We start from the raw sequence: 26078 nt of genomic DNA, 5'->3' as shown, positions 1-26078 counted from the left end.
GGACGCCACACCGGCTCTCGCGAAGCGGGCCGGACGGCGGATGACGCCGCCGCCGAGCCGGCGATGCTGCGGCCACCGCCTCGACCGCTGAAGGGGCGTGGTGCCGTCAGCAATCTGCAGGGGCGTTTCGAGCGGGATACCCGCGAGCCCTTTGACGATGGCTGGGGTCCGGCCGACATCGGCGAGCACGAGGCCGCCGCGGGTGGCGAGAGCCGGGAAGGCGCCGCCGCCGAACCGGCCCCGCCGAAGCTGATCACCCGCGTCACGCAGGAGCAGGCCCGCTCCATCCTCAGCCGGAATTCGTCGCCGGACATTCCGTTCGGCGTCTCGCTGAATCCCTATCGCGGTTGCGAGCATGGCTGCATCTATTGCTTCGCGCGTCCGACGCACGCCTATCTCGACCTGTCGCCGGGGCTGGACTTCGAGACGCAGCTGTTCGCCAAGGCCAATGCCGCCGAGCGGCTGCGCGAGACGCTGTCGCGGCCGTCCTACCGATGCGAGCTGATCGCGCTGGGCGTCAACACCGACGCCTATCAACCGATCGAGCGGACCCAGCGCATCACGCGCCAGGTGCTGGAGGTGCTGCACGAATGCCACCATCCGGTCGCGCTGATCACCAAGTCGTCGCTGATCGAGCGCGACATCGATCTGCTGGCGCCGATGGCCGCCCGGCGGCTCGCGGTCGCCGCGATCACGATCACGACGCTCGATGCCGAGATCGCACGCACGCTGGAGCCGCGCGCGGCCACGCCGTCGCGACGGCTGCGGACGATCCGCACGCTGTCGGAGGCCGGCATTCCGGTCGCGGTCAGCGTGGCGCCGGTCATTCCCTTCATCACCGAGCCCGATCTGGAGCGCATTCTGGAGGCGGCGCGCGAGGCCGGCGCGGTCTATGCGAACTACATCGTGCTGCGCCTGCCGTGGGAGGTCGCGCCACTGTTCCAGCAATGGCTGGAGGCGCATTTCCCCGACCGGGCCGAGCGCGTGATGAATCGCGTCCGCGAGATGCGTGGCGGCAAGGATTACGATGCGGATTTCTCGACCCGCATGCGCGGCACCGGGGTCTGGGCGGACCTGATGCGCCAGCGCTTCCACAAGGCCGCCGATCGCCTCGGCTTTCGCTATCACCGCTTCGATCTGGATACCTCGCAGTTTGTCCCGCCCGCGCCGCCCGCCGGCATGCGCCGCGGCGCACGGGGTCCCCGCAAGCAACAGGACGACGCACAAGGTTCGCTGTTCTGAACCTGCGGGTTTGTACAAGTGCGACCCGCTGTCCATAATGGCTGTTCGATCCGCCGCGCCCGCCGCCGCCGCCTGCGGTGCGGTCGCGCTGCCGGCCATCTCGGCGTCGCCTTGGGGAAGCCATGATCCATCTGATGCAGCACGGCGGCCGCGCGGCCTTCGATCCGGTCGTGATGTGGGGCGAGCTGACCCAGCAGGCGCTCGCTGCCGGGCCGTATCCGCTGGCCGCGGCCACGCACCGCCGCCGTTTCGAACACTGCTACCGCTGGTTCCAGACCTGGCTCGCGCCGTTCGGCACGGCCCGTTTCGACTTCGATGACATCGAGGTAGATGGCATGCGCAAGCCGGTCAGCGAGAGCACGGTAGCCGTGACGCCGTTCTGCACGCTGCGGGCATTCCAGTGTCCTTCGCCGTCCCGCCGCAAGCCGCGCGCGCGCGTGCTGCTGTGCGCGCCGCTGGCCGGCCATCGCGCGGTGCTGATGCGCGATACCGTCGCGGCATTGCTGCCGCATGCGGACGTCTACGTCACCGACTGGGCCGATGCGCGCGATGTGCCGCGTGAAGCCGGCGCCTTCGGCCTTGACGATTACGTGCTGCTGGTGGAGCGCTTCATCCGTCAGCTCGATCCCGCCGGTCTGCATGTGCTTGCGGTCTGCCAGGCGACGGTGCCGGTGCTGGCCGCGGTCTCGCGCGTCGCGCAAGCCGATGGCGCCGAGCCGGCGACGCTGACGCTGATGGGCGGGCCGATCGATCCGCGGCTCGGGCCCACCACGCTCGATCGCGTCGCCGCCACGCTGTCGCTGCCGTGGCTCGAGGCGACCGCGATCGATGTGGTGCCCAGCGGCTATGCCGGTGCGGGGCGGCGCATCTATCCGGGCTTCCTGCAATATCCGGCGCTGGTCGCGGCGCAGCCGGACCGGCACGCGACGCTGATGTTCGACTGGCTATGCCGGCGCCAGGCCGTGGATGCGGATACCGCGCGCGAGATCGAGCGTGCCGTCGCGCAATACGGTGCCGTGCTCGACATGACCGCGGAATTCTTCTTCGACACGCTGCGCGTGGTGTTCCAGCAGATGCTGCTGCCCAAGGGCGCGTGGCGGGTTGCCGGCGAGATGGTGCGTCCCGACAGTCTGCGGCGAACCCGCCTGCTGACCGTCGAGGCCGAGCGCGACGACATTTCCGGGCCCGGACAGACGCATGCTGCGCAGGGCCTGTGCAGCGGCCTGCCGACACGATGCCGCGAACGGCTGACGATCGAACGTTGCGACCACTATGGTCTGTTCAGCGGCGCACGCTGGCGCGAGACGGTGCATCCCGCGGTGCGCCGCTGGCTCGCGGCGGCCTAGTTCATTGCCGGCCGGGCCGCACAGGGTTCGCCGCGGCATGGGGCCGCACCGCGCCTGCCCGCACCGGGCCGGCCGATCGCGGCGCCATGTCGTCGTCCATCATCCTGCAGGCCAGGTCCAGCGCGGCGACCGCGTCGTCGTGCGACAGGCCGGACGCGCGCATCAGTCTGACGGTCAACGCGGCCACCCGGCCCACTTCATAGCTGGGAACGTTCATGTCCACTCCTGGAGTTCACCGACCTTGCAAACATCGCGTTCAGTATGGTCGACGAACGGCGCAATGGGGTTGACGTGGATCAGCAAAACGAACGGCGCACGCGCACGGCTGCGATGTCCGCCGCGGCAATGTCGTTCCGCGCTATTGCGACAGCTCGCGCGCCGCTTCGACCTGCGACTCGAAGAAGGTCTGGAAGCTGATGGCCAGTCCTGCCATCAGCAGGCCGGTGCCGATCAGCAGCGACAGGATCACCAGGATCACGACGGGCCAGCCGGAGCGGGTCGGTTCGCCGTCCGGATTGAAGCGCGCGTCCCAACGCTCGTCCGGCCGCAGCCCATAGACGATGGCCGCCAGGAAGGCGCTGATCACCGAGGCGCCGCCGGCGACCGCGAAGGTCCAGTTCAGCGCCGGCGAGCCGGCGTGCAGCACCATGGAAGCGATGCCGAGCGCGCCAGCCAGCGTGGCCAGCAGGTGCAGCCAGCCATAGCGGTCGCGCAGCCCGCCCAGATAGAAGCGGTGGGCGCCGAGGCTGCCGAGCAGGAACGCCAGCGCAACGGTCAGCAGCTTGGACTTGCGCATCGGCGCGCGGCCCATGCCGGCGGCAATGGCGGGAGAGGCGGACGAGGCGGAGGACGGAGCGGCGGACATGGGCGTGGACATGAGGAAGGGAGAATCTGCCAGGAAGCAGACTCAGACGCGGCCATACGGTAGAAGCGGGCAGTGCAGCGCACATTGTACGCCGCACCGCCCGCTTCGATGACCCGTTGGAAGGCCGGTGGATCGTTGATCCGATCACCGGCCCGGGGCGCTGGTGCAAAACCTGCAATGACCTGTCTTGCAGCAGCGTCCGATTGCCGTCAGCGCGGCGCGTTCGACACGACGCCCAGCAGGACGCCGAGATTGGTTTCGCCGTACAGCACGGCAGCCAGAATTCCCATGAACAATACGGTCAGAGTGAGCTGGCCCGCGTGTCGAGCCAGGTCGGTCAGCATGGATAGCATACGAACCTCGTCGGTTGGTTGGACGAAGGCCGCGCCCATCGCGACACGATCCGAAGGAGAGGGCATGTCAGTGTGCGTTCGCCGCCTGCGATCGACGGCACGCTGCTGAACACCGGTCAGCGCCGGGCGGCAGCCTGGTGGCGGCGCAGCTTCGGCCGCCACAAGCTGTTGGACCGTTGGAAGGCGGGTGGAGTTCCGGTGCGGGATTCCGCGCCCATCGCGATCGGCGAAAGGGCGAAAGGGCGAAAGGGCGAAAGGGCGAAAGGGGCGCCGGCAAACGCGAAAGGTCAGGGCGACCGCCTTGGCGCGGTCGCCGATCGTATCCGGACGGGGAAAGTTCGCGGGGGACTAGCGGGTGGTCTCGCGTCCGGAGCCTTGCCAGCCCGGTCCGACATTGGCGGGCCGATTGTCTCCGGACACGCCGCCGCCGTTCTGCGCGCTGCGGTCGGAAGTCTGCGTACGTTCGGGGAGGCCGCGTTCGGCCGGTGGGTTCGGGCGCCCGTTCAGCCGGCTGTCGGCGCGGGCGCGCGCTTCCATCCGCTCGATCTGGGCACGTACGTGATCAGGGCTTTCCGCGCGCATCACGGTGCGTTCCATGCCGGTCGGCAGCAGGCGTGCACCGAAGCCGAAGCCGTCCCGCATGTCGGCACCTTGCCGCGACCAGCCGCCCTGAGCATGGCTCAGGGCCGCAAGGCCGAGCACAGACGCCACCAGCACGGTGGCGGCCGCGGCGTCGCGCAGGAGAGAGCGGAAAAGCATGCGGAATCCCAAAGCCTTCGCTTGCTGTCGTTATCGAGAAGATTGGGATCATGGTACGCAGCGCTGCCAGCAGGCGCCTATGCCAATCCCGTTACCGGTGTAACGGATTGTTTCGCCTGCGAATGCGGTCTGTTCTCATCTTCGGCGACGCCTGCGCGGGCGCCGTCCGGGGCGGCGTTCGACGGTGGATGGCGTCGCTATGGCGCATAGCGGATGCGGTAGATTGCGCCGGCCATGTCGTCGCTGACCAGCAACGAACCGTCGGGCGCGACCTCGACATCGGCGGGCCGACCCCACGGTTGACCGTCCTGCAGCCACCCCTGCGCGAACACCTCCTGCCGGACCGCCTTGCCGCTGTCGTCGAGCACCACGCGCGTGATGCGGTAGCCGATTCGTTCGCTGCGGTTCCAGCTGCCGTGCTCGGCGATGAAGATGTTGTTGCGATATTCGGCGGGGAACTGCGTGCCGGTGTAGAACCGCATGCCGAGCGCGGCCACGTGCGGACCCAGGCGGGCCACCGGCGGCTCGAACGCCGAGCACGGACGCTGCTTGCCGAATTCGGGATCGCGCAGATTGCCGGCGTGGCAATAGGGAAAGCCGAAATGCAGCCCGGCGCGCGGCGCGCGGTTCAGCTCGTCAGGCGGCTGGTCGTCGCCGAGCCAGTCGCGGCCGTTGTCGGTGAACCACAGCTCGCCGGTGGTTGGATGCCAGTCGAAGCCGACGGTGTTGCGCACGCCCTTGGCCACGACCTGCAGGTCCGTGCCGTCCGGCTTCATCTTCATCACGTTGGCGTAGCGCCCCTCGTCGCGCGTGCAGACATTGCATGGGGCGCCGATCGGCACGTACAGGTAGCCGTCCGGACCGAAGGCGATGAAGCGTCCGCCGTGGTGGGTCTCGCTGGGCAGCTGGTTGTTGATGACGACCGGCTTGGGCGGATTGGACAGGCGCTGTTCGATGCCGTCCAGCCGCAGGATGCGCGAGACCGACGAGGTATAGAGCGCGCCGTCGCGCCAGGCCACGCCGATCGGCAGTGTCAGGCCGCTGGCAACCGTATGAACCACGGGCTTGCCGCTCAGCGGCGCCTGCACCGCGTAGACCTTGCCGGCGCCGCGGCTGCCGACGTACAGTGTGCCGCCCGGAGAAAACGTCATGCCGCGCGCCTCCGGCACGTCCCCGGTCAAGCGCTCGATCCGAAACCCGGGCGGCAACTGGATCTGCTCGAGCGACTGGGCCTGCGCGCTCGGCGCGATCGCGTGGGACAGCAGGGCGGCAAGCCCGGCCAGGACGGTGGAAAAGTGACTGAAGTAGCGCACGACCCCTCCTGCGATTGGTGTTTTTGCCACGATGCCGACGCGTGGCGCGCCCGTCAATCGGCCCGCACCGCCGTCAGACACCCTAAGTGTTTGTTTGGCCTCAGTAATTGGGCTATACTCTTGTGTTTCGTGTTCGAACACCCCGTTTTTCGAGGAATTCACCCATGGTCGTAATCCGTCTGGCCCGTGGCGGCAGCAAGAAGCGCCCGTTCTTCAATATCGTTGCAGCCGACTCGCGCAACCGCCGCGACGGCCGTTTCATCGAGCGTATCGGCTTCTACAACCCGCTGGCTTCGCAAGGCGAAGAAGGTCTGCGCCTGGCGCAAGACCGCCTGACCTACTGGCAAGGCGTTGGCGCCCAACTGTCGCCGACCGTTGCCCGTCTGGTCAAGCAGGGCGCCAAGGCCGCTGCCTGATTTTCGCTGTCCGATTTCGCTACCGCTAGTCTGCCGTGGCCACGTCCGCGCGCGGTACGCAACGGCGGCCGTTGAACCTGCCGCCCGGTGCCACCGGGAAAGGGACAGGGACCGGCACGCCGCGCGAGGTGCGCCAGGTGCGCGAGGCCCGTATCCCGGCCGCGCTGGTGCATGCGCAAGCCCTGCCCGAAGACCTGATCGAGGTCGGCTATGTGGCTGCCGCGTATGGCGTGCGCGGCTGGATCAAGGTCCAGCCCCATGCGCAGGACGCCGGTGCCTTGCTGCATGCGCGGCGCTGGTGGCTGCTGCAGCCCGAGGCTCCGGCTTCGAGGCCGGTGGCCCAGTCCGCGGCGCGCGAGTCGGAGCCGCTGTGCCTGAAGATCGCCCAGTCGCGCGAGCATAGCGGCACGGTGGTGGCACAGGCATCCGGTGTGGCGGACCGCAATCTGGCCGAGGCGCTCAAGGGGCGCCGCGTCTGGATCCGGCGCGAGGATTTCCCCGCGCCCGAAGAGAACGAGTTTTACTGGGTCGATCTGATCGGCTGCGCGGTGAGCAACGAGCAGGGCGAAGCCCTGGGCGAAGTCGCCGGGCTGATCGACAACGGCGCCCACCAGATCCTGCAGGTTGCCTACGTGCTGCCCGATGGCAAGCCCGGCGAGCGTCTGATTCCCTTCGTCGACGCCTATCTGCGCCACGTCGATATCGAGGGCAGGCGCATCGTGGTGGACTGGGGGCTGGACTACTAGCCGCGGCAGCAAGGGCGGCAAGGCAACGGCAGGCAATGGCGGCAATGGAACAGGAGTGAGACGGATGCAGTTCGACGTGATCACGCTGTTCCCGGAGATGTTCCGCGCGCTGACCGACTGGGGCATCACCAGCCGGGCTGCCAAGCAGCAGCGCTATACGGTGCGCAGCTGGAATCCGCGGGACTTCACCACCGACAACTACCGCACCATCGACGACCGTCCCTATGGGGGCGGTCCGGGCATGGTGATGCTGGCCAGGCCGCTGGAAGACGCCATCGACGCCGCGGTTGCGGCGCAGGCGGACGCCGGTGCCAGCGCTGCCCACGTGGTGCTGATGTCGCCGCAGGGCGCGCCGCTGACGCACGCCAAGGTGGTCGAGCTGGCGCAGCGCCCCGGGCTGGTGCTGATCTGCGGCCGCTACGAGGCGATCGACCAGCGCCTGATCGACCGCCGTGTCGACGAGGAAATCAGCCTCGGCGATTTCGTGCTGTCGGGCGGCGAGCTGCCGGCGATGGCGCTGATCGACGCGGTGGTGCGGCTGCTGCCCGGCGTGCTGGGCGACGCGCAATCCGCGGTGCAGGACAGCTTCGTCAACGGGCTGCTCGATTGTCCGCACTACACGCGGCCCGAGGAATATGAAGGCGTGCGGGTCCCCGAGATATTGCTCGGCGGCCATCATGCCGAGATCGAAAAATGGCGGCGCCGTCAGGCGCTGGCCAATACGGCGCGCAAGCGGCCCGACCTGATCGAGTCCGCGCGCCGCCAAGGTTTGCTGACCAAGGCCGACGAGAAGTTCTTGTCGGAGTGGGCGGCGAAGGAAGGGCGGGGGCAAGCCTCCGCCAGTTGAAACCCCATCCTCTGTCGGGGCCGCGCCATCAGGCGAGGCATGCAACGCCGTCACGATGGCACAGGAGAAGAAACGATGAACATCATCGAGCAGATCGAGAAGGAAGAGATCGCGCGTCTGACCGCGAACAAGACCATCCCCGCATTCGCGCCGGGCGACACCGTTGTCGTCAACGTGAACGTGGTCGAAGGCAACCGCAAGCGCGTGCAGGCTTACGAAGGCGTGGTGATCGCCAAGCGCAACCGTGGCCTGAATTCGTCCTTCATCGTGCGCAAGATCTCGTCGGGTGAGGGCGTGGAGCGTACGTTCCAGCTGTACTCGCCGCTGATCGCCGGCATCGAAGTCAAGCGCCGCGGCGATGTGCGCCGCGCCAAGCTGTACTATCTGCGCCAGCGTTCGGGCAAGTCCGCTCGCATCAAGGAAAAGCTCGTCACCAAGGCCTCGAAGGTCGCGGCTGCCGAGTAAGACGCAGCGCCTGGCCGGCACGCCGGCCAGAGCCATGGACGGGGTTCGCGCCCCGTCTTCGAGGGCACCTTCGGGTGCCCTTTTTGCTTGGTGCCCTTCTGCCCGGGCCATGGACGATGGCCCGCATGGTGGACAGGCTGCCGCCCGGCGGCCGATGCGCCGCGGCGAGGTCTGTCATACTTGTGCCGCTATGCGCCCCGCCTTCGATCCCGAAGCGCTGCCGATCGTCTCGGTCGACAGCCAACACCCGCCGCTTTCCGAGCCGCGCCTGCGGCCCGACTTCATCCGCCATCGTTTCCTGAGCCCGCCGGCCTGGCAGCCCGAGCTGACCGACGAGTCGCGCGCCTACGACCCCAGGCAGAGCCTGCGCGACGCCGCGGTGCTGGTGCCGCTGGTGCAGCGCGCCGACGGCCTGACCGTGCTGCTGACGCAGCGCAACGCGAACCTCAGCGCGCACGCGGGACAGATCAGCTTTCCGGGCGGCCGCTGGGAGCCCGAGGATGCCAATCGCGTTGCCACCGCGCTGCGGGAAACCGAAGAAGAGATCGGGCTGGAGCGGGATTACATCGAGGTGCTGGGCGCGCTGCCGGACTACATCACCGGCACCGGCTTTCATGTCAGCCCGGTCGTGGCTCTGGTGCGCGATGGCTTCACGCTGCGCCCCGATGCGCGCGAGGTCGCCGATGTGTTCGAGGTGCCGCTGGCCTTTCTGATGGATCCGTCGCGCCATCAGCGGCGGCTGTTCCGCTGGGTCGACGGCGAGCGGATGTTCTACGCGATGCCGTATCCGCGCGAGGGCGGCGGGCATCGTTTCATCTGGGGCGCGACCGCGGGCATGCTGCGCAATCTGTACCACCTGCTGGCGGCCTAGCGCGCGGGCGCATGCCTGGCGACGGCGTGCAGGCGATCAGGCCCGCGCCGCTTTCCCTTCCTGCTTCGATTCGGAATCGCGCTGCGCCGCACGGTCGGCATGGCAGTGCGGGCAGCTGACGCCCACGACGTAGTGCGGGCTCTGCTGCTCCTCCGGCGTGACCACCGCACGGCAGGCGAAGCATTGCCTGGGGCCGGCTGGCTGCAATTCGGGATTGAGCGCGGTGCGGTAGTCGAAGACGAAGCAGTCGCCGCGATAGTGGCTGCCGCCGACCTCCTCGAAGTACTTCAGGATGCCGCCCTCGAGCTGATAGACGCGTTCGATGCCGGCCTGCTGCATATGGATCGCACCCTTCTCGCAACGGATGCCGCCGGTGCAGAACGACACCACGGTCTTGCCGGCGAACTCGTCCTTGTGCTGCGCCACCACGGCCGGGAAGTCGCTGAACTTCTGCAGCCCGTAGTCGACCGCCTGCTCGAAGGTGCCGACCGCGACCTCGAACGCATTGCGCGTGTCGAGCATCACCACCGGGCGGCCTTCGTCGTCATGGCCCTGGTCGAGCCAGCGCTTCAGGTCGGCGGGGCGTACCGACGGCGCGCGGCCTTCCTCCGGCCGGATCAGCGGCATCTTCATCGTGATGATCTCGCGCTTGATCCGCACCAGCATCCGCTTGAACGGCTGGGTCTCCGACAGGCTCTCCTTCGGCTCCAGGTCGGCAAAGCGCGGATCGGCGCGCAGCCAGCCCACCACATCGTCGATGCCTTCACGGCCGCCGGCCAGGAACAGATTGATCCCCTCGGGAGCGAGCAGGATGGTGCCCTTGAGCCCGGCCGCCTCGCAGCGCTCGCGCAGGGCGGGGCGCAGCGTGTCGATGTCGTTCAGGGTGACGAACTTGTAGGCGGAAATATTGACGATCTGCATGGACTGCGGAGGATGGCGTGGCGGCATGCCGGTCGTGCCGGGCGGTGCCCGCGCAGGTGCCGGGGCCGGTCCGTGAACCGTGCCGCGCTGCCGCCATTAACTGCCTGATTGGAAACGCGAAATTATAGCGGCTCGGGCAGGCGGGCGGCGCCGTGCCTGAAGCGCGGATCGCCGCGCAACCGCTTGCGCATGCGGATTTCGTTACCCGCCGGCGGCCCGGCGGCCAGCGCGCGCCGGTACAATGGCGCCCATGTCTTCGCCCCGCTTCGTACATCTCCGTCTCCATTCCGAATACTCGATCGTCGACGGCATCGTCCGCCTCGAGGATGCGGTCAAGGCCGCCGCCGCCGATGGCATGGGCGCGCTCGCGCTGACCGACCTGGCCAATGCCTTCGGCCTGATCCGCTTCTACAAGGAGGCGCGCGGCGGCGGCGTCAAGCCGATCGTCGGCGCGGACGTCTGGCTGACCAACGCCGACGATCGCGACAAGCCCGCGCGCATGCTGCTGCTGGTGCAGGACCGGCGCGGCTATCTGAACCTGTGCGTGCTGCTGTCGCGCGCCTGGCTGTCGAACCAGTACCGCGGCCGCGCCGAGCTCGAGCCGGGGTGGTTCGAGGAACCCGGCGAGGACGGCCTGCCGCTGTCGAGCGGCCTGATCGCGCTGTCCGGCGCGATGGGCGGCGACGTCGGCCAGGCGCTGGCCAACGGCAACGAGGCGGCCGCTCAGCGCGCCGCGCGGCACTGGGCGACCGTGTTCCCGCAGCGCTATTACATCGAGCTGCAGCGCGCCGGCCATCCTGGCACCGAGGCCTATGTGCAACGCGCGGTGCAGCTGGCCGCGGCGCTGCAGCTGCCGGTGGTCGCGACGCATCCGGTCCAGTTCATGACCCCCGACGACCATACCGCGCACGAGGCGCGCGTCTGTATCGCCGAGGGCGAGCTGCTGGCCAATCCGCGCCGCGCGCGCCGCTTCACCACCGACCAGTATTTCAAGACGCAGGACGAGATGTCCGCGTTGTTCGCCGACATCCCGTCGGCGCTCGAGAACGCGGTGCAGATCGCGCGCCGCTGCAACCTGACGCTCGAGCTCGGCAAGCCGCGCCTGCCGCTGTTCCCGACGCCGGACGGCATGTCGCTGGACGACTATCTGGTGCACATGTCGAAGGAAGGGCTGGAGCGCCGTCTCGAAGTGCTGTTCCCCGACGAGGCGACGCGCGAGGCCAAGCGTCCCGAGTACTACGCGCGGCTCGAGTTCGAGACCGGCATCATCATCAAGATGGGGTTCCCCGGCTACTTCCTGATCGTGGCCGACTTCATCAACTGGGCCAAGAACAACGGCGTGCCGGTCGGTCCGGGGCGCGGCTCGGGCGCCGGCTCGCTGGTCGCCTACGCACTGGGCATCACCGACCTCGATCCGCTGAAATACGCGCTGCTGTTCGAGCGTTTCCTGAATCCGGAGCGGGTGTCGATGCCCGACTTCGATATCGACTTCTGCCAGCACGGCCGCGATCGCGTGATCCAGTACGTCAAGGAGAAGTACGGCAAGGACGCGGTGTCGCAGATCGCCACCTTCGGCACCATGGCGGCCAAGGCCGCGGTGCGCGACGTCGGCCGCGTGCTCGATCTGGGCTACAACTTCGTCGACGGCGTGGCCAAGCTGATCCCGTTCAAGCCCGGCAAGCTGGTGACGATCGAGGAGGCCAAGAAGGAAGAGCCGCTGCTGACCGAGCGCGAGAACAACGAGGAGGAAGTGCGCCAGCTGCTCGAGCTGGCGCAGCGCGTCGAAGGCATGACCCGCAACGTCGGCATGCACGCCGGCGGCGTGCTGATCGCGCCGGGCAAGCTGACGGACTTCTGTCCGCTGTACACGCAGGGCGGCCAGAACGACGGCATGAGCGGCGTGGTCAGCCAGTACGACAAGGACGACGTCGAGGCCGCCGGCCTGGTCAAGTTCGACTTTCTGGGCCTGACCACGCTGACGATCCTCGACTGGGCCGAGCGCTATATCCGCCGGCTCGATCCGGGCAAGGCCGACTGGAACTGCAGCCAGATCCCGCTCGACGATCCGGCCGCCTTCGACATCCTGAAGTCCGCCAACACGGTGGCGGTGTTCCAGCTGGAAAGCCGCGGCATGCAGGGCATGCTCAAGGACGCCAAGCCCGACCGCTTCGAGGACATCATCGCGCTGGTGTCGCTGTACCGCCCGGGTCCGATGGACCTGATCCCCAGTTTCTGCGCGCGCAAGCACGGGCGCGAGAAGGTGGAATATCCGGACCCGCGCGTCGAACCCGTCCTGAAAGAGACCTACGGCATCATGGTCTATCAGGAGCAGGTGATGCAGATGGCGCAGATCATCGGCGGCTACTCGCTCGGTGGCGCCGACCTGCTGCGCCGCGCGATGGGCAAGAAGAAGCCCGAGGAGATGGCCAAGCATCGCGAGCTGTTCCGCGAGGGCGCCGCGAAGAACGGGCTGTCGGCCGACAAGGCGGACGAGATCTTCGACCTGATGGAGAAGTTCGCCGGCTACGGCTTCAACAAGTCGCACGCGGCCGCCTATGCCTTGCTGGCCTACTACACCGCATGGCTGAAGGCGCATCATCCGGCCGAATTCATGGCGGCCAACATGTCGCTGGCGATGGACGACACCGACAAGGTCAAGATCCTCTACGAGGATTGCCGCGCCAACGGGCTGCGCGTGCTGCCGCCGGACGTCAATGCCAGCGAATACCGTTTCGCCCCGACCGATGCGAAGACGATCCGCTACGGACTGGGCGGCATCAAGGGCTCGGGCCAGGGCGCGATCGAGGACATCCTGCGCGCGCGCGAGGAACGGCCCTTTACCGACCTGTTCGACTTCTGCGAGCGTGTCGACCGCCGCCAGGTCAACCGCCGCACGATCGAGGCGCTGATCCGCGCCGGCGCCTTCGACACGCTGCATCCGAACCGCGCCCAGCTGCTGGCCTCGGTGCCGCGCGCGATGGAGGCGGCCGAGCAGAAGGCCGAATCGGCCAACCAGGTGTCGCTGTTCGACCTGATGGCCGACGACGGCGACGCGCACCGTCCCGAGCTGATCGACGAGCCGGCGTGGACGCCCAAGCGCATGCTGCAGGAAGAAAAGCAGGCGCTCGGCTACTACTTCTCCGGCCACCTGTTCGATGCCTATCGCGACGAGGTGCGGCGCTTCGTCAAGGGCACGCTGGCCGCGCTGGAAAAGGAAGTGCAGGGCAACGGCGGCGGCTATGGCCGCGACGTGCGCGGCAAGATGGTCGCCGGCGTGATCACCGGCATCCGCACCCAGATGACCCAGCGCGGCAAGATGCTGATCGTGCTGCTCGACGACGGCACCGGACAGATCGAGATGACGGTGTTCAACGAGCTGTTCGACGCCAACCGGCACATGTTCCGCGAGGACGAACTGCTGATCGCGCAGGGCAATGCGCGCCACGACACCTTCACCGGCGGCGTGCGCTTCACCGCGGAAACGGTGATGGATCTGACCACTGCCCGCATCCGCCATGCGCGCGCGCTGAAGCTGTCGCTGAACGGCAATTCGTCGACCGCGATGCTGCGCGAACTGCTGACCCCGCATCTGGCGCAATCCGCCGGCGGCGCGGGCTTGCCGGTCTGCATCCAGTACGCGAGCGCCTCGGCGGTCTGCGAGGCGGTGCTGGGCCAGGCCTGGCAGGTGGTGCCGTCGGACGACACGCTGGCGGCGCTGCGCGCGGCGCTGTCGCCGGAGTGCGTCAGTACGCTGTACGAGTGAGGGGCCAGCGAGGCATCGATCTGGCGGGACGCGTGCCTTCCCGATATCGGGTGTTACCGGCTCCCTCTCCCGCTTGCGGGAGAGGGTAGGGGAGAGCCAACAGGGCGGTTCAGCGAGCGTTGAGGGTTACAGGAAGCGCCCGCTTCCTCTCTCCAAGCCTCTCTCCCGCACGCGGCAGAGAGGAGTACCGAAGCCCCTCAGCGCTTCATCCCCTGACCCCTTCATCCCTTCATCCCCTTCACCAGATTCCCCAGTGCGAAGAACGGCGCATAGACGCCGGGGCAGGCGGCATAGAGGAACATCCGCAGCCGATGGCCCAGCCGTACGCCGCGCGAGCCGAACAGCAGCCGCAGGCGCTCGCCGGTGCTGGTGGCGGCAAAGATGTCCCGCGTGAAGGTTTCGCGCGCCAGCTTGCCGGCCTTGTGGCGCCGCATCGCATCGCCGGCGCCTGCCAGTTCGGCGTCCTGGATGAATTGCAGCGTCTCGGCCAGCGAGCTGCGGTTGGTCAGCTGGATTCGCCTGACGAAGTCGGCAGGCGTGCGCCACTTGCGCTTGCCCGAGACGCCGCCGCGGCGATAGCGCACCAGCGGCCGCCGCAGCGTGATGGCGCCGCCGCCGAGCACGGCGCGCAGCGTGGTGATCTGGTCTTCGGAGATCATGCCCGGCGCGATCGGGCCGAAGCGTTCGAACTGCCGGCGGGTCCAGGTATGCGAGGCGCCGATGACGACCGGCGGTTCGGCCATCCAGCGGTCCACGCCGTCATAGATGCCGAGCTCGCTGTGCGCGATGGTGCCGTGGTCGATGCCCTCGTAGTCCATGTCGATCAGGTCGGTGGCGATCAGGTCCGGCTTGCGGCCGTGCGCGAGCCAGGCCTGGGCGACCTCGCGGCAGCGCGTCGGCAGCGAGATATCGTCGCCGGCGGCGACGAAGATCAGCTCGCCGTGCGACAGCTCGACCAGCTGGCTCAGGTGTCCGCTGATGCCGAGGTTGACCGGATTGCGCCGCAGCGTCACGCGATGCGGGCCGGCGTAGCCCTGCAGCGCCTGCTGCGCGGCGGCGAAGGTGTCGTCGGTCGAGGCGTCGTCCGAGACGATGATCTCCAGGTCCGGGTAGTCCTGGGCCAGCGCGCCGGCGATCGCGTCGGCGATGAAGCGTCGCTGGTTGTAGGTGATCAGCAGCAGCGTCGCGGACGGCCACGCGCGGTCCCGCGCATTCGCCGCGTCCGCCGCGTCCGCCGTGTCGGCCGTGTCGGCCGTCGCCCGCACCTCGCCGCCATTCACCGTACCGCTCATCCTCGCTCCCTCTCTACCTGCCAATCCGCTTGCCAATCCGCTTGCGCTTGCCAATCTGCTTGCATTTGCGCTCGCCACGCGCGTGGCCCGCATTTGGCCCCATCGCGGCAAGGCCGAACGATACCATGCCGCTCCGGCCCCCCCCTCGCAGGGAGGGTGGCGCAAGGCGCAACGGTATAATGCGCCGCGTGGCGGCCCTGGCCGCCCCTTGTTTCCGGCTCATGGCCAATGTGCCCGCCAACGCCGTTCCGGCGCCGATCCGTATTTCACCCCATGAGCATGCATCGTGTTTCCATCGGTGTCGCGGCGATCGCCGCGGCGCTGTCCCCTGTGCTGATGCTGACCCTGCAGGGCGGCACCGGCTACTGCTTCTTCGTCGTGCTGGCCTTCAGCCTGCTGTGGCTGAGCCAGGCCGAGAACCGCCGCCAAAGCCGCGAACTGTTGCTGCGCTACAAGTGGTATGTCGTCGCGATGACGGCCTATCCGCTGGCGATCGGCCTGCAGGCGCTGCTGACCGGCGAGGTGCCGTCACGCGCCTTCGACTCGCCATCGCGGCTGCTGCTGTCCGTGCCGATCTTCCTGCTGCTCGCCGCGGTGCCGGCCGAGCGGCTGCGGCCGTTCCAGTGGGGCTGCGTGGCCGGCGCGCTGGGCGCCTGCTTCTGGTCCGTGCTGATCCTGTTCTCGCCGGCCGAGTGGGTGATGTCCGGCCGCGCCGGCAACCCCTTCACCAATCCGATTCCGTTCGGCGACACCGCGCTGGTGCTCGGCTTCATGGGCGCGATTCCGCTGGCCGAACGCGGGCGCCCGCGCTGGGAGCAGGTGCTGCGCCTGCTGGGGCTGGCGGCCGGCTGCTATGCGTCGTACGCGTCGGAGAGCCGCGGCGGCTGGATCGCCATTCCGGTGATGCTGTGGGTGCTGCTGTGCCGCTTCGACCTGGCGCGCGTGCGCCCGCGCCGGCTGATGCTGGTGTTTGCCGCGTCGCTGACGCTGGGGGCGATGGCGGCGCTCAATACGCCGGTGGTGCAGAGCCGGATTGCCGCGGCGACCTCGGACTTCGAGCGGCTGGCGCACGGCGACGCCGATACCTCGATCGGCCTGCGATTGCAGCTGTGGCAGGCGGCCTGGACGCTGTTCGAGCGGGAGCCGGCGCTGGGCGTCGGCAAGGGCACGTTGAAGGACAATCTGCAGGTGCTGGCCGAGCGCGGCGAGGCTTCGCCGGCGATCGTCCATCCGCACGCGCACAACGAGCTGTTCTCGACGCTGGCCGAGATGGGGCTGCTGGGGCTGGCGGCACTGCTGCTGCTGTACTACGGCTCGACGATCCATTTCTGGCGCCATCGTCATTCGCCGGATCCCGACATCGCGACCGCGGCCGCGATGGGCCTGGTGCTGACGCTGGGGACGGTGGTGTTCGGGCTGACCATCGACGTCTTCACGCTGGTGATGAACACCGCCTTCTTCGGGCTGACGTCGGCGACGCTGCTGGGCATCATCGCCAACCGCACCCGGCAGCTGGAAGCCGCGGCTGCCACCAGGCAGCGCTGAGCGGACCGTAGGTCCCGGACCCGAGGCGGAATTCTCTCAGGCGCCACCCAGCCGCAGCAGCGCATCGAGATGCGCCGCCGGTTCGGGGTTGTAGCGCAGATGACGGCGCGGCTCGGCGATCCGCGCGCCGCCATCCTTCGACCAGGCGACGGCCTCGCGCATCGCGGCGGCGATCGCCGCCACGTCGGTGCGCGGGAAGCGCCGCGCCACCGCATCGTCCATCACCTCGAGGCAGGCGATATTGTCCGCGAGCAGCACAGGGGTGCCGCACAGCACCGACTCGATGCCGACCAGCCCGAACGGCTCGTAGCTGGACGCCAGCACGGTGAAATCGGCGGCGGCATAGAGCTCGGCCATGTTGGCGCAGTAGCCCAGTTCGCGCACGCCGGGCAGTGACTTGCCGACCGGCCGGCCGGCGACGGCGAGCGTTGCATCGAGGCCGCTGTCGGCCAGCGCGCGGGCCAGCACATCGAGCCCCTTGCGGGAGTGGTCGGACGACGGGAACAGGAACACCGGCGTGTCGCCGAAGCCGAAGCGCTGGCGCAATGCCGCACGCGCGGCATCGTCGATCGGGCGGAAGCGCGCGATGTCCACCGGCGGATAGAGCAGCGCGAGCCGGTCCTCCGGCACGCCATAGAGCTCGGCCAGCTCGTCGGCCATCATTTGCGAATGCGCGACCACGCAGCGCGCGGCAGCATAGTGGCGCGATTCCAGTTCGATCTGGCGCCGGTCCCAGAAGGTCGACGCGCGTCCCGATGCGCGCAGGTAGCCGCGATGGGTGCCGCCGCAGACCGCCAGGTCGGCGCCGACCACGCGGTTGCAGCCGATCAGCAGATCGCAGTGGCGATGCGCGTCGCGCATGCCCCACGAGAACGCGGTGTCGCGCATCTTGCCGGGCAGCCAGCGCACGCGCACCAGATGGCGGTCGACCTGACCGTACTCCGGGATGTCGGTGTCGAAACGGCGCGCGAACACCGCCGGGCGCTCGCCGCGCGCGATCAGGCCGCGCGCCAGGTCCAGCGCATAGCGTTCGAAGCCGCCGCCTTTGCCGAAGCGGTTGCAGGAGATGCCGATCTTCATGGACACGGATATCGGGACGGAAGGAAAGCCGGGGTCATGGGCGGCCGTTCATTGGCCGCCGGCCTGCTGCCGGCCCAGGTACCACAGCTTCAGATATTTGTAATAGCTCGCCTGCGCGTTCATCAGCGCGACGCCGAAGCCCTCGGCGCCGTCGAGAATGCTGCGGCGAAGCAGCCAGGTCCGCACGAAGGCCCACAGGCCGTGGCCCGCGGCGGCCAGGGGCGACGAACGCTTGCCGCGGCTGAATGCCTGGCGCGCGCCGGCCGACGAATAGCTGTCGATCTTGCGCAGCACGTCGGAGTAGTCGCGATAGCTGTAGTGCGTCAGCGGTTCGCGCAGCCGGCCGAGCCGGCCCTGCACGATCAGGCTCTCGTGCACCAGCGCATCGCTGAAGCGCCCATGGCCTCGGCGCACGAGCCGCGTCACATAGTCGGGATACCAGCCGCCATGGCGGATGAAGCGGCCGCAGAATTGCGACAGCCGCGGCATTTCGTAGCCGTCGGCGCTGTCAGTGGCGATCGCGGCGAGGATCTCGTCGCGCAGCGCCGGGCTGACGCGCTCGTCGGCATCGATGCTGAGGATCCAGTCGCCCGTCGCGGCGTCGACCGCGCGATTCTTCTGCGGCCCGAAGCCGGGCCAGTCTTCGGTCTGGATCACGCGCGCGCCCATGTCCCGGGCAATCGCCGGGGTGGCGTCCGCGCTCATGCAATCCACTATAATCGCCTCGTCACACCACTTCACGCTCTCCAGACAGGCCTGGATATTGTGGGCTTCGTTGCGGGTGATGATGACGACGGAGAGTTTCATTGACGTGGTCGTATGGCCTGCTGTATTGACGCGACCGAGCCGCGATCCGACCGCCATCGGCACGGTATCGCCCCGGTCGAGCGCGGCGCCATTGTACCCCGGCCCCTGCCGGCCCCTGCGCCGCGCCGACCCCGCCGGTGCCCGCTTCCGGTCCCCGGCCCGGGCTCACCGGTGCCTCTGATTATTCCGAAGGAGTGTTCTTGTCCCGCCCATCGACGCCAGGTGTGCAAACCATACCCGCCCGACTCTGGTCCTACCTGCGCCCGGAGTTGCGCATCTTTATCGCCGCCATCGTCGCGATGGCCGTCGTGGCCGCCAGCGAAGGGGTGATCCCCAAGGTCGTCAACGATCTGCTGGACAAGGGCTTCGGCGGTGACTACGCCGGCAAGCTTTGGCATGTGCCGGCGATCCTGACCGGCGTCGCGCTGATTCGCGGCCTGGCGCAGTTCGCCTCGGGCTATCTGCTGAGCCTGATCTCCAACCGCGTGCTGCTGAAGATGCGGCTGCAGATGTTCGAGCGGATGCTGCATGTGCCCGCGATGTTCTTCCATCGCAATACCGCGGCGTCGCTGATCAATGCGGTGATCTTCGAGGTCAACCAGGTGCTGCAGATCCTGACCAGCGTGTTCATCACGCTGGTGCGGGACTCGCTGACCGTGGTCGCGCTGTTGATCTACCTGTTCTACACGAATTGGCGGCTGACGCTGATCGTGGCGGTGATCCTGCCGGTGATCGGCTACCTGATGTCGAAGATCAACCGGCGCCTGCGCAAGCTCAACCGCGAGCACCAGACGCTGACCAACAGCGCCGCCTACGTCGTCGAGGAAGCGGCCGGCGGTTTCAAGGTGGTCAAGCTGCACGGCGGCGAGACCTACGAACTGGCGCGCTTTCGCGCGATGGCCGAGCGGCTGAAGAACTACTCGATGCGGATGGCGGTCGCGGGCGGGCTGAATCAGCCGGTCACCGCGTTCCTGGCGGCGCTGGCGCTGTCGGTGATCATCACCATCGCGATGGTGCAGGCGCAGGGCAATCAGACCACCATCGGCGGCTTCACCGGCTTCGTGATGGCGATGCTGCTGCTGATCTCGCCGCTGAAGCATCTGACGGACATCAACCAGCCGCTGACGCGCGGCATGACCGCCGCCGAAATGATCTTCCGGCTGATCGACGAGCCGGTCGAGCCGCAGCATGGCGGACTGCCGCTGGAGCGCGCGCGCGGCGAGCTGGTGTTCGAGCGCGTCGGCTTCCGCTACGGCGATGCCGGGCGGCCGGCGCTGCAGGACGTGTCGCTGCGCGTGAGCCCGGGCGAGGTGCTGGCGCTGGTCGGCCCGTCGGGCAGCGGCAAGACCACGCTGGTCAATCTGGTGCCGCGCTTCTTCGACCCGACCGAAGGACGCATCCTGCTCGATGGCCAGCCGCTCGATGCGCTGGCGCTGAAGGACCTGCGCCGCCAGATCGCCTTCGTCAGCCAGGACGTGGTGCTGTTCAACGACACCGTCGCGGCCAACGTGGCCTATGGCGTGCACTCGGCCGATCAGATCGACACGGCGCGGGTCGAACGCGCGCTGGAAGCCGCCTATCTGACCGACGTCGTCAAGGCGTTGCCCGAGGGCCTGCAGACCAATATCGGCGACAACGGCATGAAGCTGTCCGGCGGGCAGCGCCAGCGCCTGGCGATCGCGCGTGCGCTGTACAAGGACGCGCCAATCCTGATCCTGGACGAGGCCACCTCGGCGCTGGACTCCGAGTCCGAGCGCCAGGTCCAGGCCGCGCTCGAATCGCTGATGGTCGGCCGTACCACGCTGGTGATCGCGCACCGGCTGTCGACCATCGAGAACGCCGACCGCATCGCGGTGCTGGACCAGGGCCGCATCGCCGAGCACGGCACCCATGCCGAACTGCTGGCCGCCAACGGGTTGTACGCCGGGCTGCACCGGATCCAGTTCGCGACGCAGTAAGTTGGCCTCGCAGTAAGCCGGCCTCGCAGTAAACCGGCCGCGCGCTTAGCCGCCGGCCGGCGAGGCTTGGCGTGCCGCCGTGGCTGGCCGATACTGTCGCAGGCCCCCGCACACCGCGCGGGGCCATGCCGACAGCCGGATCAACCGGAACCCACCGAGGAGACCACGATGAGCGAATCGCAGCAAGCCAGTCCGTCCTCGACTGCATCGGCCGACAAGCCGATCAGCCGCTACCCCGTGCCGACACTGGAGCAGGTCCCCGACGATATCCGCGAGCGGATCCTGGCGGTGCAGGAGAAGGCGGGCTTCGTGCCCAATGTCTTTCTCGCGCTGGCGCACCGGCCGGCCGAGTTTCGCGCCTTCTTCGCCTATCACGACGCGCTGATGGACAAGGAGGGCGGGCTGACCAAGGGCGAGCGCGAGATGATCGTGGTCGCCACCTCCGGCGTCAACCAGTGCCTCTATTGCGTGGTCGCGCACGGCGCGATCCTGCGCATCTACGAGAAGAAGCCGCTGCTGGCCGACCAGGTCGCGGTCAATTACCGCAAGGCCGACCTGCCGCCGCGGCAGCGCGCGATGCTCGATTTCGCGATGAAGGTCTGCCAGGCCTCGCACGAGATCGACGAGGCGGACTTCGACGCGCTGCGCCCGCACGGCTTCTCCGACGAGGACGCCTGGGATATCGCCGCGATCACCGCCTTCTTCGGCCTGTCGAACCGCATGGCCAACACCATCGGCATGCGCCCCAACGACGAGTTCTTCCTGATGGGGCGCGTGCCCAAGGCAAAGTCGTCCTGACGACGCCGTCCCGACCACGGCCGTTCTCGCCACGGCCGTCGTGGTCACTGCCCTGATGACCAAGGCCCCCATGACTCCCGGCGGCACACGCTGTCCGCCATCGACCTGCAAGGAGATTGCATGCACCGGATCGTCGACCGATCGCTTGTTTCCCGCCTGCTTTCGCGCTGGATTGGCCTCGGTGGCCTGGGCCGGCTGGCTGGCGCCGCTGCCGGCGCGGCCATGCTGACCGCCTGCGCCAGCGAACCGCCGCCTGGCCCGCCGCCGCCGCCGATGGGAGGCGCGGCCACGCCGCAAGGCTGCGCCGCCGACAAGCTCGCCGACGACGCGCTGGTCGGCAAGCCCGAGGCCGAGGCGATCGCGCTGCTGGACGGCTGCGCCTGGCGCATCGGCCAGCGCGACGCGCAGCAGTTTCCCGGCACCATGGATTACCGTCCGGACCGCCGCACGCTCGGCATCGCGGGTGGGCTCGTGGTCTGGGTCAAGCGCGGCTGAACGTCGGCATGCCAATGCCGACGTTGGTGGACCAATTGCAATAGGGCACGGCGATTGCGAAAGCAACCGCGGCCTCGATTGCGGATGATCCGGGTCTTGCTTGCGGTGACGGTTCGCCGAACCGGATCACCGCATCCTTCCCCAGTCAATTCGCCAACATCGAGGCCGCCACATGAGAGTCGGGCACCGCGTTAGTCTCCCGCAATCGCCATCGCAACCCACGCGCACGGTGTCCGTGCCGTCCCATCTGGGCCGAGCGCCCCGCAACGCCCCCGCGGTTGGCGCCCAGCAAGCCGCGCCGCTGTTGCCCGCATGGCAGGCGCCGCAGGCTCCGGCAGCGCCCCGGCTGGCGGAGCGGCTCAAGAGCGGGCTCTGGTGGCTCGTGCGGGCGCGCGGCATGCCGCAGGCTCCGGTGCCGGGCGCCGGTCGCATTGTTGGCCGCGTGCTGGTCAGGGTAGCGCAGGGCGCGGTGGTTGGCGGCATCGTCTGTGCCCTCGTCATGACTGGCATGGCGATCCCCGCCCTCTTCGCGGCAGCGGGGATCGTTGCGTTGGTGGGGATGTGCGCGGCGCTCGGATACGTGGCCGGCAAGCTGCCTGGCGCGGCTGGCAACCTTGATATGCATCGGCCGCGAACTGGCGGCACCGGCGGCGGTCGGGCCGAATGATCGCTCGCACGGCGCCGGCGACGGTCGCGGTTCAGGCCGGCCGGTGCGCGGCGAGGTTCCGCCCTGATTGCCCCCCTGATTGCCGCCCTGATTGCCGCCCTATTTGACCTGCGCGCACATGCCGCTGCCCGGGTCGAACATCACCGGCCACGCTTCCTCGTAGATTCCCGGCGTGCAGCGCTTCTGGCAGTTGGCATGCGCCAGCGTGACGCGCCGCGGATCCTGCCAGACCATCAGCTTGCAGCCGCTGTCGTCGCGTGCGACCAGCTCGATATGCGGGGCCTTCTGGACCTGCCGGAATTCGCTCAGATCGAAGGCGCACGAGCCGCGGCGCCGCGGCACCCACAGCTTCCAGTTCAGCGCCTGTACCTCGTTGGCGATCACGCGCACCCGCGCCTCTTCGCGAAAGCCGTCGTCCTCGGTACGGCTGCAGTAGCCGGCCAGTTCGATCACGCGCGCAGCGATCGGTGGCGGCGGGGCAGGGGTAACCTGGCGTTCGGGCGCGGCCGGCGGCAACGAGGGCGCGCGTTTGGCCAGTTCCTGCACGGGCGCGCAGCCCTGGATGCCGCAGATTGCGATCAGCATCGCGCCCACCCACGGCGCGCCTTGCCAGGTCCAGGCCAGTCCGGCCCTCGTCGCTTGCCGCCCCGTCATGGTCCGCTCCTGCCGTGCCATTCCTGCATTCGTTATAGGGGATCGCGGCGGCAATGACATGCGGTCAGACCCTAGTGGAAATCCGGACGGGTTGCGCTACATCAGGATGATGTCGTACTGCTCCTGATGGAAGGTCGATTCGACCTGCAGCGAAATCGGCTTGCCGATGAAGTCGCCGAGCATCGCCATGTGCTGGCTTTCCTCTTCGAGGAAGAGGTCGATCACTTCCTGCGAGGCCAGGATGCGGAACTCGCGCGGATTGAACTGGCGCGACTCGCGCATGATCTCGCGCAGGATCTCGTAGCACACCGTGCGCGGCGTCTTGACCTGCCCCTTGCCCTGGCAGACCGGGCACTGCTCGCACAGCACGTGCGCCAGCGATTCGCGCGTGCGCTTGCGGGTCATCTCGACCAGGCCCAGCTGCGAGAAGCCGTTGACGGTGATGCGGGTGCGGTCGCGCGACAGCGCGCGCTTCAGTTCCGACAGCACCGCGTCGCGGTGCTCCGCGTTCTCCATATCGATGAAGTCGATGATGATGATGCCGCCCAGGTTGCGCAGCCGCAGCTGGCGCGCGATCGTGTGCGCCGCCTCGAGATTGGTCTTGAAGATCGTGTCGTCGAAATTGCGCGCGCCGACATAGCCGCCGGTGTTGACGTCGATCGTCGTCATCGCCTCGGTCTGGTCGATCATCAGATACCCGCCGGACTTCAGGTCGACGCGCCGCGACAGCGCGCGCTCGATCTCCGCGTCGATATTGAACAGGTCGAAGATCGGCCGCTCGCCGGTGTAGTGCGACAGCCGCGGCAGCACCGCCGGCGTGTATTCCTGCGCGAACTCGACCAGCTTCTGGTAGTTCTCGCGCGAGTCGACCTGAATCACGCCGGTGGCGTCGTTGACGAAATCGCGCAGCACGCGCTGCGCCAGGCTCAGATCCTGATACAGCAGGCTGGGCGCCGGCAGCGTGGTGGCGTTGAGCCGGATCGCGCCCCAGATCTTGCGCAGATAGGCGATGTCGTTGCCGAGCTCCTCGTCGGTCGCCTCCTCGGCGATGGTGCGCACGATGAAGCCGCCGCGCTCGTCCTCGGGCACCAGCCCCTGCACGCGGGCGCGCAGCGCCTCGCGATCGACCTCGCCCTCGATGCGCTGCGAGATGCCGATATGCGGGTCCTGCGGCAGATAGACCAGCGTACGGCCGGCGATGCTGACCTGGGTCGACAGCCGCGCGCCCTTGGTGCCGATCGGGTCCTTGATCACCTGCACCATCAGCGCCTGGCCTTCGAACAGCGTCTTCTCGATCGCCAGCTGCGTGCTGCCGTTGCGGTCCGGTTCGCGCCGGTGCCAGATATCGGCAACGTGCAGGAAGGCGGCGCGCTCCAGCCCGATGTCGATGAAGGCCGATTGCATGCCGGGCAGCACGCGCACGACCTTGCCCAGATAGATATTGCCGACCAGTCCGCGCGTCAGCGTGCGCTCGACATGAAGCTCCTGCACCGCGGCCTGCTGCACGATGGCCACGCGCGTTTCCTGCGGGGTGATATTGACGAGGATGTCTTCGGTCATGTTGTGTGCGATCCGTCGCCGGCTGGCTGGCTCCGCCGACGGTGATCCGTCGCGGCGGAGCAGGTTGGTCCCCTGGATGCCGTGCGGCGCGGTCGGCGGGCGAACCGGCGCCTTGCTCGGCGTTGCGTGGCGGTGCGCTTCAGAAGCGCAGGCCGGCCTGTCGCAACAGTGCTGCCGTCTCGAACAGGGGCAGGCCCATGATACCCGAATAGCTCCCCGCGATCCGCTGCACGAACTCGGCGGCGCGGCCCTGGATGCCATACGCGCCGGCCTTGCCGAGCGGCTCGCCGCTGGCCACGTAGCGGGCGATCTCGTCCTCCCGCATCGCGCGGAAACTGACCTCGGAGATCGACAGCGCATGGTGCGCGCCGAGGGTCGAGACCACGGTCACCGCGGTCAGCACGCGATGCGTGGTGCCGGACAGCGCCGCCAGCATCGCCGCGGCGTCGTCGGCATGCTCGGGTTTGCCGAGGATGCGCCCGCCCAGGCAGACCGTGGTGTCGGAGGTCAGGATCGGGGCGTCGGGCAACGCGCGGCGTTCGCGGCGGCGCAGTGCGGCCTCGGCCTTCAGCGCGCAGACCCGCTGCACATAGTCGTCCGGCGTCTCGCCGGGCAGCACCGCTTCGAGCGCCTCCGCGTCTTCGTCGTCGTCGGGCAGCAGCAACTGGTAGGACACGCCGAGCTGCGTCAGCAGTTCGCGGCGGCGGGGGCTTTGGGAGGCGAGGTAGAGGACGTCGTGGAGCACGGTGGCACGGGCGCGGCGGGCGCGCTCAGGGACAAGGGTGGAACGACGGGATGGAACGCCGGTTGATACCGGGGAGCGGGATCAGACCCGATGGTAAGGGTGGTTCTGCGTGACCGTCCAGGCGCGGTACAGCTGCTCGGCCAGCAGCACGCGCACCATGCCGTGCGGCAGCGTCAGGCTGGACAGCCGCAGCAGCGTCTGCGCGCGCGCCTTCAGCGCCGGATCGAGCCCGTCGGCCCCGCCGATCAGGAAGGCGACGTCGCCGCCCTCGCGCTGCCAGCCGGTCAGCTGCTCGGCCAGCTGCATCGTGGTCAGGTCGCGGCCGCGTTCGTCCAGTGCGACGATGCGGCACTGGCGCGGCAGCGCGGCCTCGATGCGCGCGGCCTCGCGCTGCATCACGGTCGCCGCGTTATTGCTGGCGGTACGCGCCTCGGGCTTGATTTCGCGCAGCACGATACGCAGCTCCGGCGGCATGCGCTTGGCATACTCGGCGAAGCCGGACTCGATCCAGGCCGGCATCTTGTGCCCGACCGCGACGATCAGCAACTGCACGGCGACGCGCTGCTGCGG

Annotated in this window: 26 protein-coding genes; 13 read left to right on the top strand and 13 right to left on the bottom strand. The window is 68.5% G+C overall.

What is annotated here, in order from left to right; all coding sequences use genetic code 11:
- The first annotated feature begins 63 nt into the window (after positions 1–63).
- Together F7Q96_RS03435 and phaZ are read left to right on the top strand one after the other, a co-directional pair.
- On the top strand, positions 64–1242 hold the full coding sequence (locus tag F7Q96_RS03435; protein WP_053823021.1) for a PA0069 family radical SAM protein: 1179 nt from the start codon (positions 64–66) through the stop codon (positions 1240–1242).
- A 122-nt stretch (positions 1243–1364) separates the two neighbouring features.
- The gene (gene phaZ / locus F7Q96_RS03430; protein ID WP_053821331.1) at positions 1365–2588 is read left to right on the top strand and encodes a polyhydroxyalkanoate depolymerase; all 1224 of its coding nucleotides are present in this window, start codon (positions 1365–1367) and stop codon (positions 2586–2588) included.
- A gap of 1 nt (position 2589) precedes the next feature.
- Here phaZ and F7Q96_RS03425 read toward each other — a convergent pair whose 3' ends face one another.
- The 5 genes from F7Q96_RS03425 to F7Q96_RS03405 form a co-directional block, all read right to left on the bottom strand.
- Positions 2590–2805, bottom strand: coding sequence for a hypothetical protein (locus tag F7Q96_RS03425; RefSeq protein ID WP_053821332.1), 216 nt, complete (start codon positions 2803–2805; stop codon positions 2590–2592).
- Between the two features lie 141 nt (positions 2806–2946).
- Entirely contained in the window at positions 2947–3453 is a 507-nt protein-coding gene (locus F7Q96_RS03420) for a TM2 domain-containing protein (protein WP_053821333.1), read from the bottom strand.
- A gap of 209 nt (positions 3454–3662) precedes the next feature.
- Entirely contained in the window at positions 3663–3872 is a 210-nt protein-coding gene (locus tag F7Q96_RS03415; RefSeq protein WP_144425751.1) for a hypothetical protein, read from the bottom strand.
- Positions 3873–4154: 282 nt separating this feature from the next.
- Positions 4155–4565 carry a hypothetical protein gene (locus tag F7Q96_RS03410; protein WP_053821335.1) on the bottom strand — a complete coding sequence of 137 codons (411 nt, stop codon included), beginning with the start codon at positions 4563–4565 and terminating at the stop codon, positions 4155–4157.
- Positions 4566–4762: 197 nt separating this feature from the next.
- Positions 4763–5878 carry a PQQ-dependent sugar dehydrogenase gene (locus F7Q96_RS03405; RefSeq protein WP_053821336.1) on the bottom strand — a complete coding sequence of 372 codons (1116 nt, stop codon included), beginning with the start codon at positions 5876–5878 and terminating at the stop codon, positions 4763–4765.
- Between the two features lie 164 nt (positions 5879–6042).
- Here F7Q96_RS03405 and rpsP point away from each other — a divergent pair, with 164 nt between their 5' ends.
- The 5 genes from rpsP to F7Q96_RS03380 all read left to right on the top strand — a co-directional run bounded on the left by rpsP (position 6043) and on the right by F7Q96_RS03380 (position 9223).
- The gene (gene rpsP, locus F7Q96_RS03400) at positions 6043–6294 is read left to right on the top strand and encodes a 30S ribosomal protein S16 (protein ID WP_006577009.1); all 252 of its coding nucleotides are present in this window, start codon (positions 6043–6045) and stop codon (positions 6292–6294) included.
- Between the two features lie 35 nt (positions 6295–6329).
- A complete protein-coding gene (rimM, locus tag F7Q96_RS03395; RefSeq protein WP_053821337.1) occupies positions 6330–7040 on the top strand; it encodes a ribosome maturation factor RimM in 711 nt (236 codons plus the stop codon).
- Positions 7041–7104: 64 nt separating this feature from the next.
- Positions 7105–7887 (top strand): tRNA (guanosine(37)-N1)-methyltransferase TrmD, encoded by a 783-nt coding sequence (gene trmD, locus F7Q96_RS03390; protein ID WP_151022070.1) that lies wholly within the window; start codon positions 7105–7107, stop codon positions 7885–7887.
- Positions 7888–7962: 75 nt separating this feature from the next.
- Entirely contained in the window at positions 7963–8352 is a 390-nt protein-coding gene (rplS, locus tag F7Q96_RS03385; protein WP_053821338.1) for a 50S ribosomal protein L19, read from the top strand.
- Between the two features lie 190 nt (positions 8353–8542).
- The gene (locus F7Q96_RS03380) at positions 8543–9223 is read left to right on the top strand and encodes a CoA pyrophosphatase (RefSeq protein WP_053821339.1); all 681 of its coding nucleotides are present in this window, start codon (positions 8543–8545) and stop codon (positions 9221–9223) included.
- 36 nt (positions 9224–9259) lie between these two features.
- Here F7Q96_RS03380 and F7Q96_RS03375 read toward each other — a convergent pair whose 3' ends face one another.
- Positions 9260–10144, bottom strand: a complete 885-nt coding sequence (locus F7Q96_RS03375) for a sulfurtransferase (protein ID WP_053821340.1) — start codon at positions 10142–10144, stop codon at positions 9260–9262.
- A gap of 250 nt (positions 10145–10394) precedes the next feature.
- Here F7Q96_RS03375 and dnaE point away from each other — a divergent pair, with 250 nt between their 5' ends.
- On the top strand, positions 10395–13907 hold the full coding sequence (gene dnaE, locus F7Q96_RS03370) for a DNA polymerase III subunit alpha (protein WP_053823022.1): 3513 nt from the start codon (positions 10395–10397) through the stop codon (positions 13905–13907).
- Positions 13908–14128: 221 nt separating this feature from the next.
- On the opposite strand, the gene F7Q96_RS03365 is transcribed toward dnaE, so the two are convergent.
- Positions 14129–15199: a glycosyltransferase gene (locus tag F7Q96_RS03365; RefSeq protein WP_053821341.1), complete on the bottom strand. Its 1071-nt coding sequence runs from the start codon at positions 15197–15199 to the stop codon at positions 14129–14131.
- Positions 15200–15478: 279 nt separating this feature from the next.
- On the opposite strand from F7Q96_RS03365, the gene F7Q96_RS03360 reads away from it, so the two are divergent.
- Positions 15479–16744, top strand: a complete 1266-nt coding sequence (locus F7Q96_RS03360; RefSeq protein ID WP_158507246.1) for an O-antigen ligase family protein — start codon at positions 15479–15481, stop codon at positions 16742–16744.
- A 36-nt stretch (positions 16745–16780) separates the two neighbouring features.
- On the opposite strand, the gene F7Q96_RS03355 is transcribed toward F7Q96_RS03360, so the two are convergent.
- On the bottom strand, positions 16781–17824 hold the full coding sequence (locus tag F7Q96_RS03355; protein ID WP_151022068.1) for a glycosyltransferase family 4 protein: 1044 nt from the start codon (positions 17822–17824) through the stop codon (positions 16781–16783).
- Between the two features lie 48 nt (positions 17825–17872).
- On the bottom strand, positions 17873–18631 hold the full coding sequence (locus F7Q96_RS03350; RefSeq protein WP_053821343.1) for a glycosyltransferase family 2 protein: 759 nt from the start codon (positions 18629–18631) through the stop codon (positions 17873–17875).
- A gap of 233 nt (positions 18632–18864) precedes the next feature.
- Here F7Q96_RS03350 and msbA point away from each other — a divergent pair, with 233 nt between their 5' ends.
- The 4 genes from msbA to F7Q96_RS03330 all read left to right on the top strand — a co-directional run bounded on the left by msbA (position 18865) and on the right by F7Q96_RS03330 (position 22549).
- Positions 18865–20589, top strand: coding sequence for a lipid A export permease/ATP-binding protein MsbA (gene msbA / locus F7Q96_RS03345; RefSeq protein WP_170265840.1), 1725 nt, complete (start codon positions 18865–18867; stop codon positions 20587–20589).
- Between the two features lie 168 nt (positions 20590–20757).
- Complete coding sequence (locus tag F7Q96_RS03340; protein WP_053821345.1) at positions 20758–21387, top strand: peroxidase-related enzyme; 630 nt, start codon at positions 20758–20760, stop codon at positions 21385–21387.
- A 120-nt stretch (positions 21388–21507) separates the two neighbouring features.
- Complete coding sequence (locus F7Q96_RS03335; protein WP_390884807.1) at positions 21508–21882, top strand: hypothetical protein; 375 nt, start codon at positions 21508–21510, stop codon at positions 21880–21882.
- A 304-nt stretch (positions 21883–22186) separates the two neighbouring features.
- The gene (locus tag F7Q96_RS03330; RefSeq protein WP_151022067.1) at positions 22187–22549 is read left to right on the top strand and encodes a hypothetical protein; all 363 of its coding nucleotides are present in this window, start codon (positions 22187–22189) and stop codon (positions 22547–22549) included.
- 99 nt (positions 22550–22648) lie between these two features.
- On the opposite strand, the gene F7Q96_RS03325 is transcribed toward F7Q96_RS03330, so the two are convergent.
- The 4 genes from F7Q96_RS03325 to rlmH all read right to left on the bottom strand — a co-directional run bounded on the left by F7Q96_RS03325 (position 22649) and on the right by rlmH (position 26060).
- Positions 22649–23134, bottom strand: a complete 486-nt coding sequence (locus F7Q96_RS03325; protein ID WP_053823024.1) for a hypothetical protein — start codon at positions 23132–23134, stop codon at positions 22649–22651.
- Positions 23135–23299: 165 nt separating this feature from the next.
- On the bottom strand, positions 23300–24763 hold the full coding sequence (gene rng, locus F7Q96_RS03320) for a ribonuclease G (RefSeq protein WP_023264366.1): 1464 nt from the start codon (positions 24761–24763) through the stop codon (positions 23300–23302).
- A gap of 139 nt (positions 24764–24902) precedes the next feature.
- The gene (locus tag F7Q96_RS03315) at positions 24903–25508 is read right to left on the bottom strand and encodes a Maf family protein (protein WP_053821347.1); all 606 of its coding nucleotides are present in this window, start codon (positions 25506–25508) and stop codon (positions 24903–24905) included.
- 81 nt (positions 25509–25589) lie between these two features.
- Positions 25590–26060, bottom strand: a complete 471-nt coding sequence (gene rlmH, locus F7Q96_RS03310; RefSeq protein WP_053821348.1) for a 23S rRNA (pseudouridine(1915)-N(3))-methyltransferase RlmH — start codon at positions 26058–26060, stop codon at positions 25590–25592.
- Positions 26061–26078: the final 18 nt, after the last annotated feature.

The sequence above is a fragment of the Cupriavidus gilardii genome (genome assembly GCF_008801915.1).
Lineage (GTDB): Bacteria > Pseudomonadota > Gammaproteobacteria > Burkholderiales > Burkholderiaceae > Cupriavidus > Cupriavidus gilardii.
Note: the sequence above shows the minus strand (reverse complement) of the source record. Positions and strands in the feature narration are given on the sequence as shown.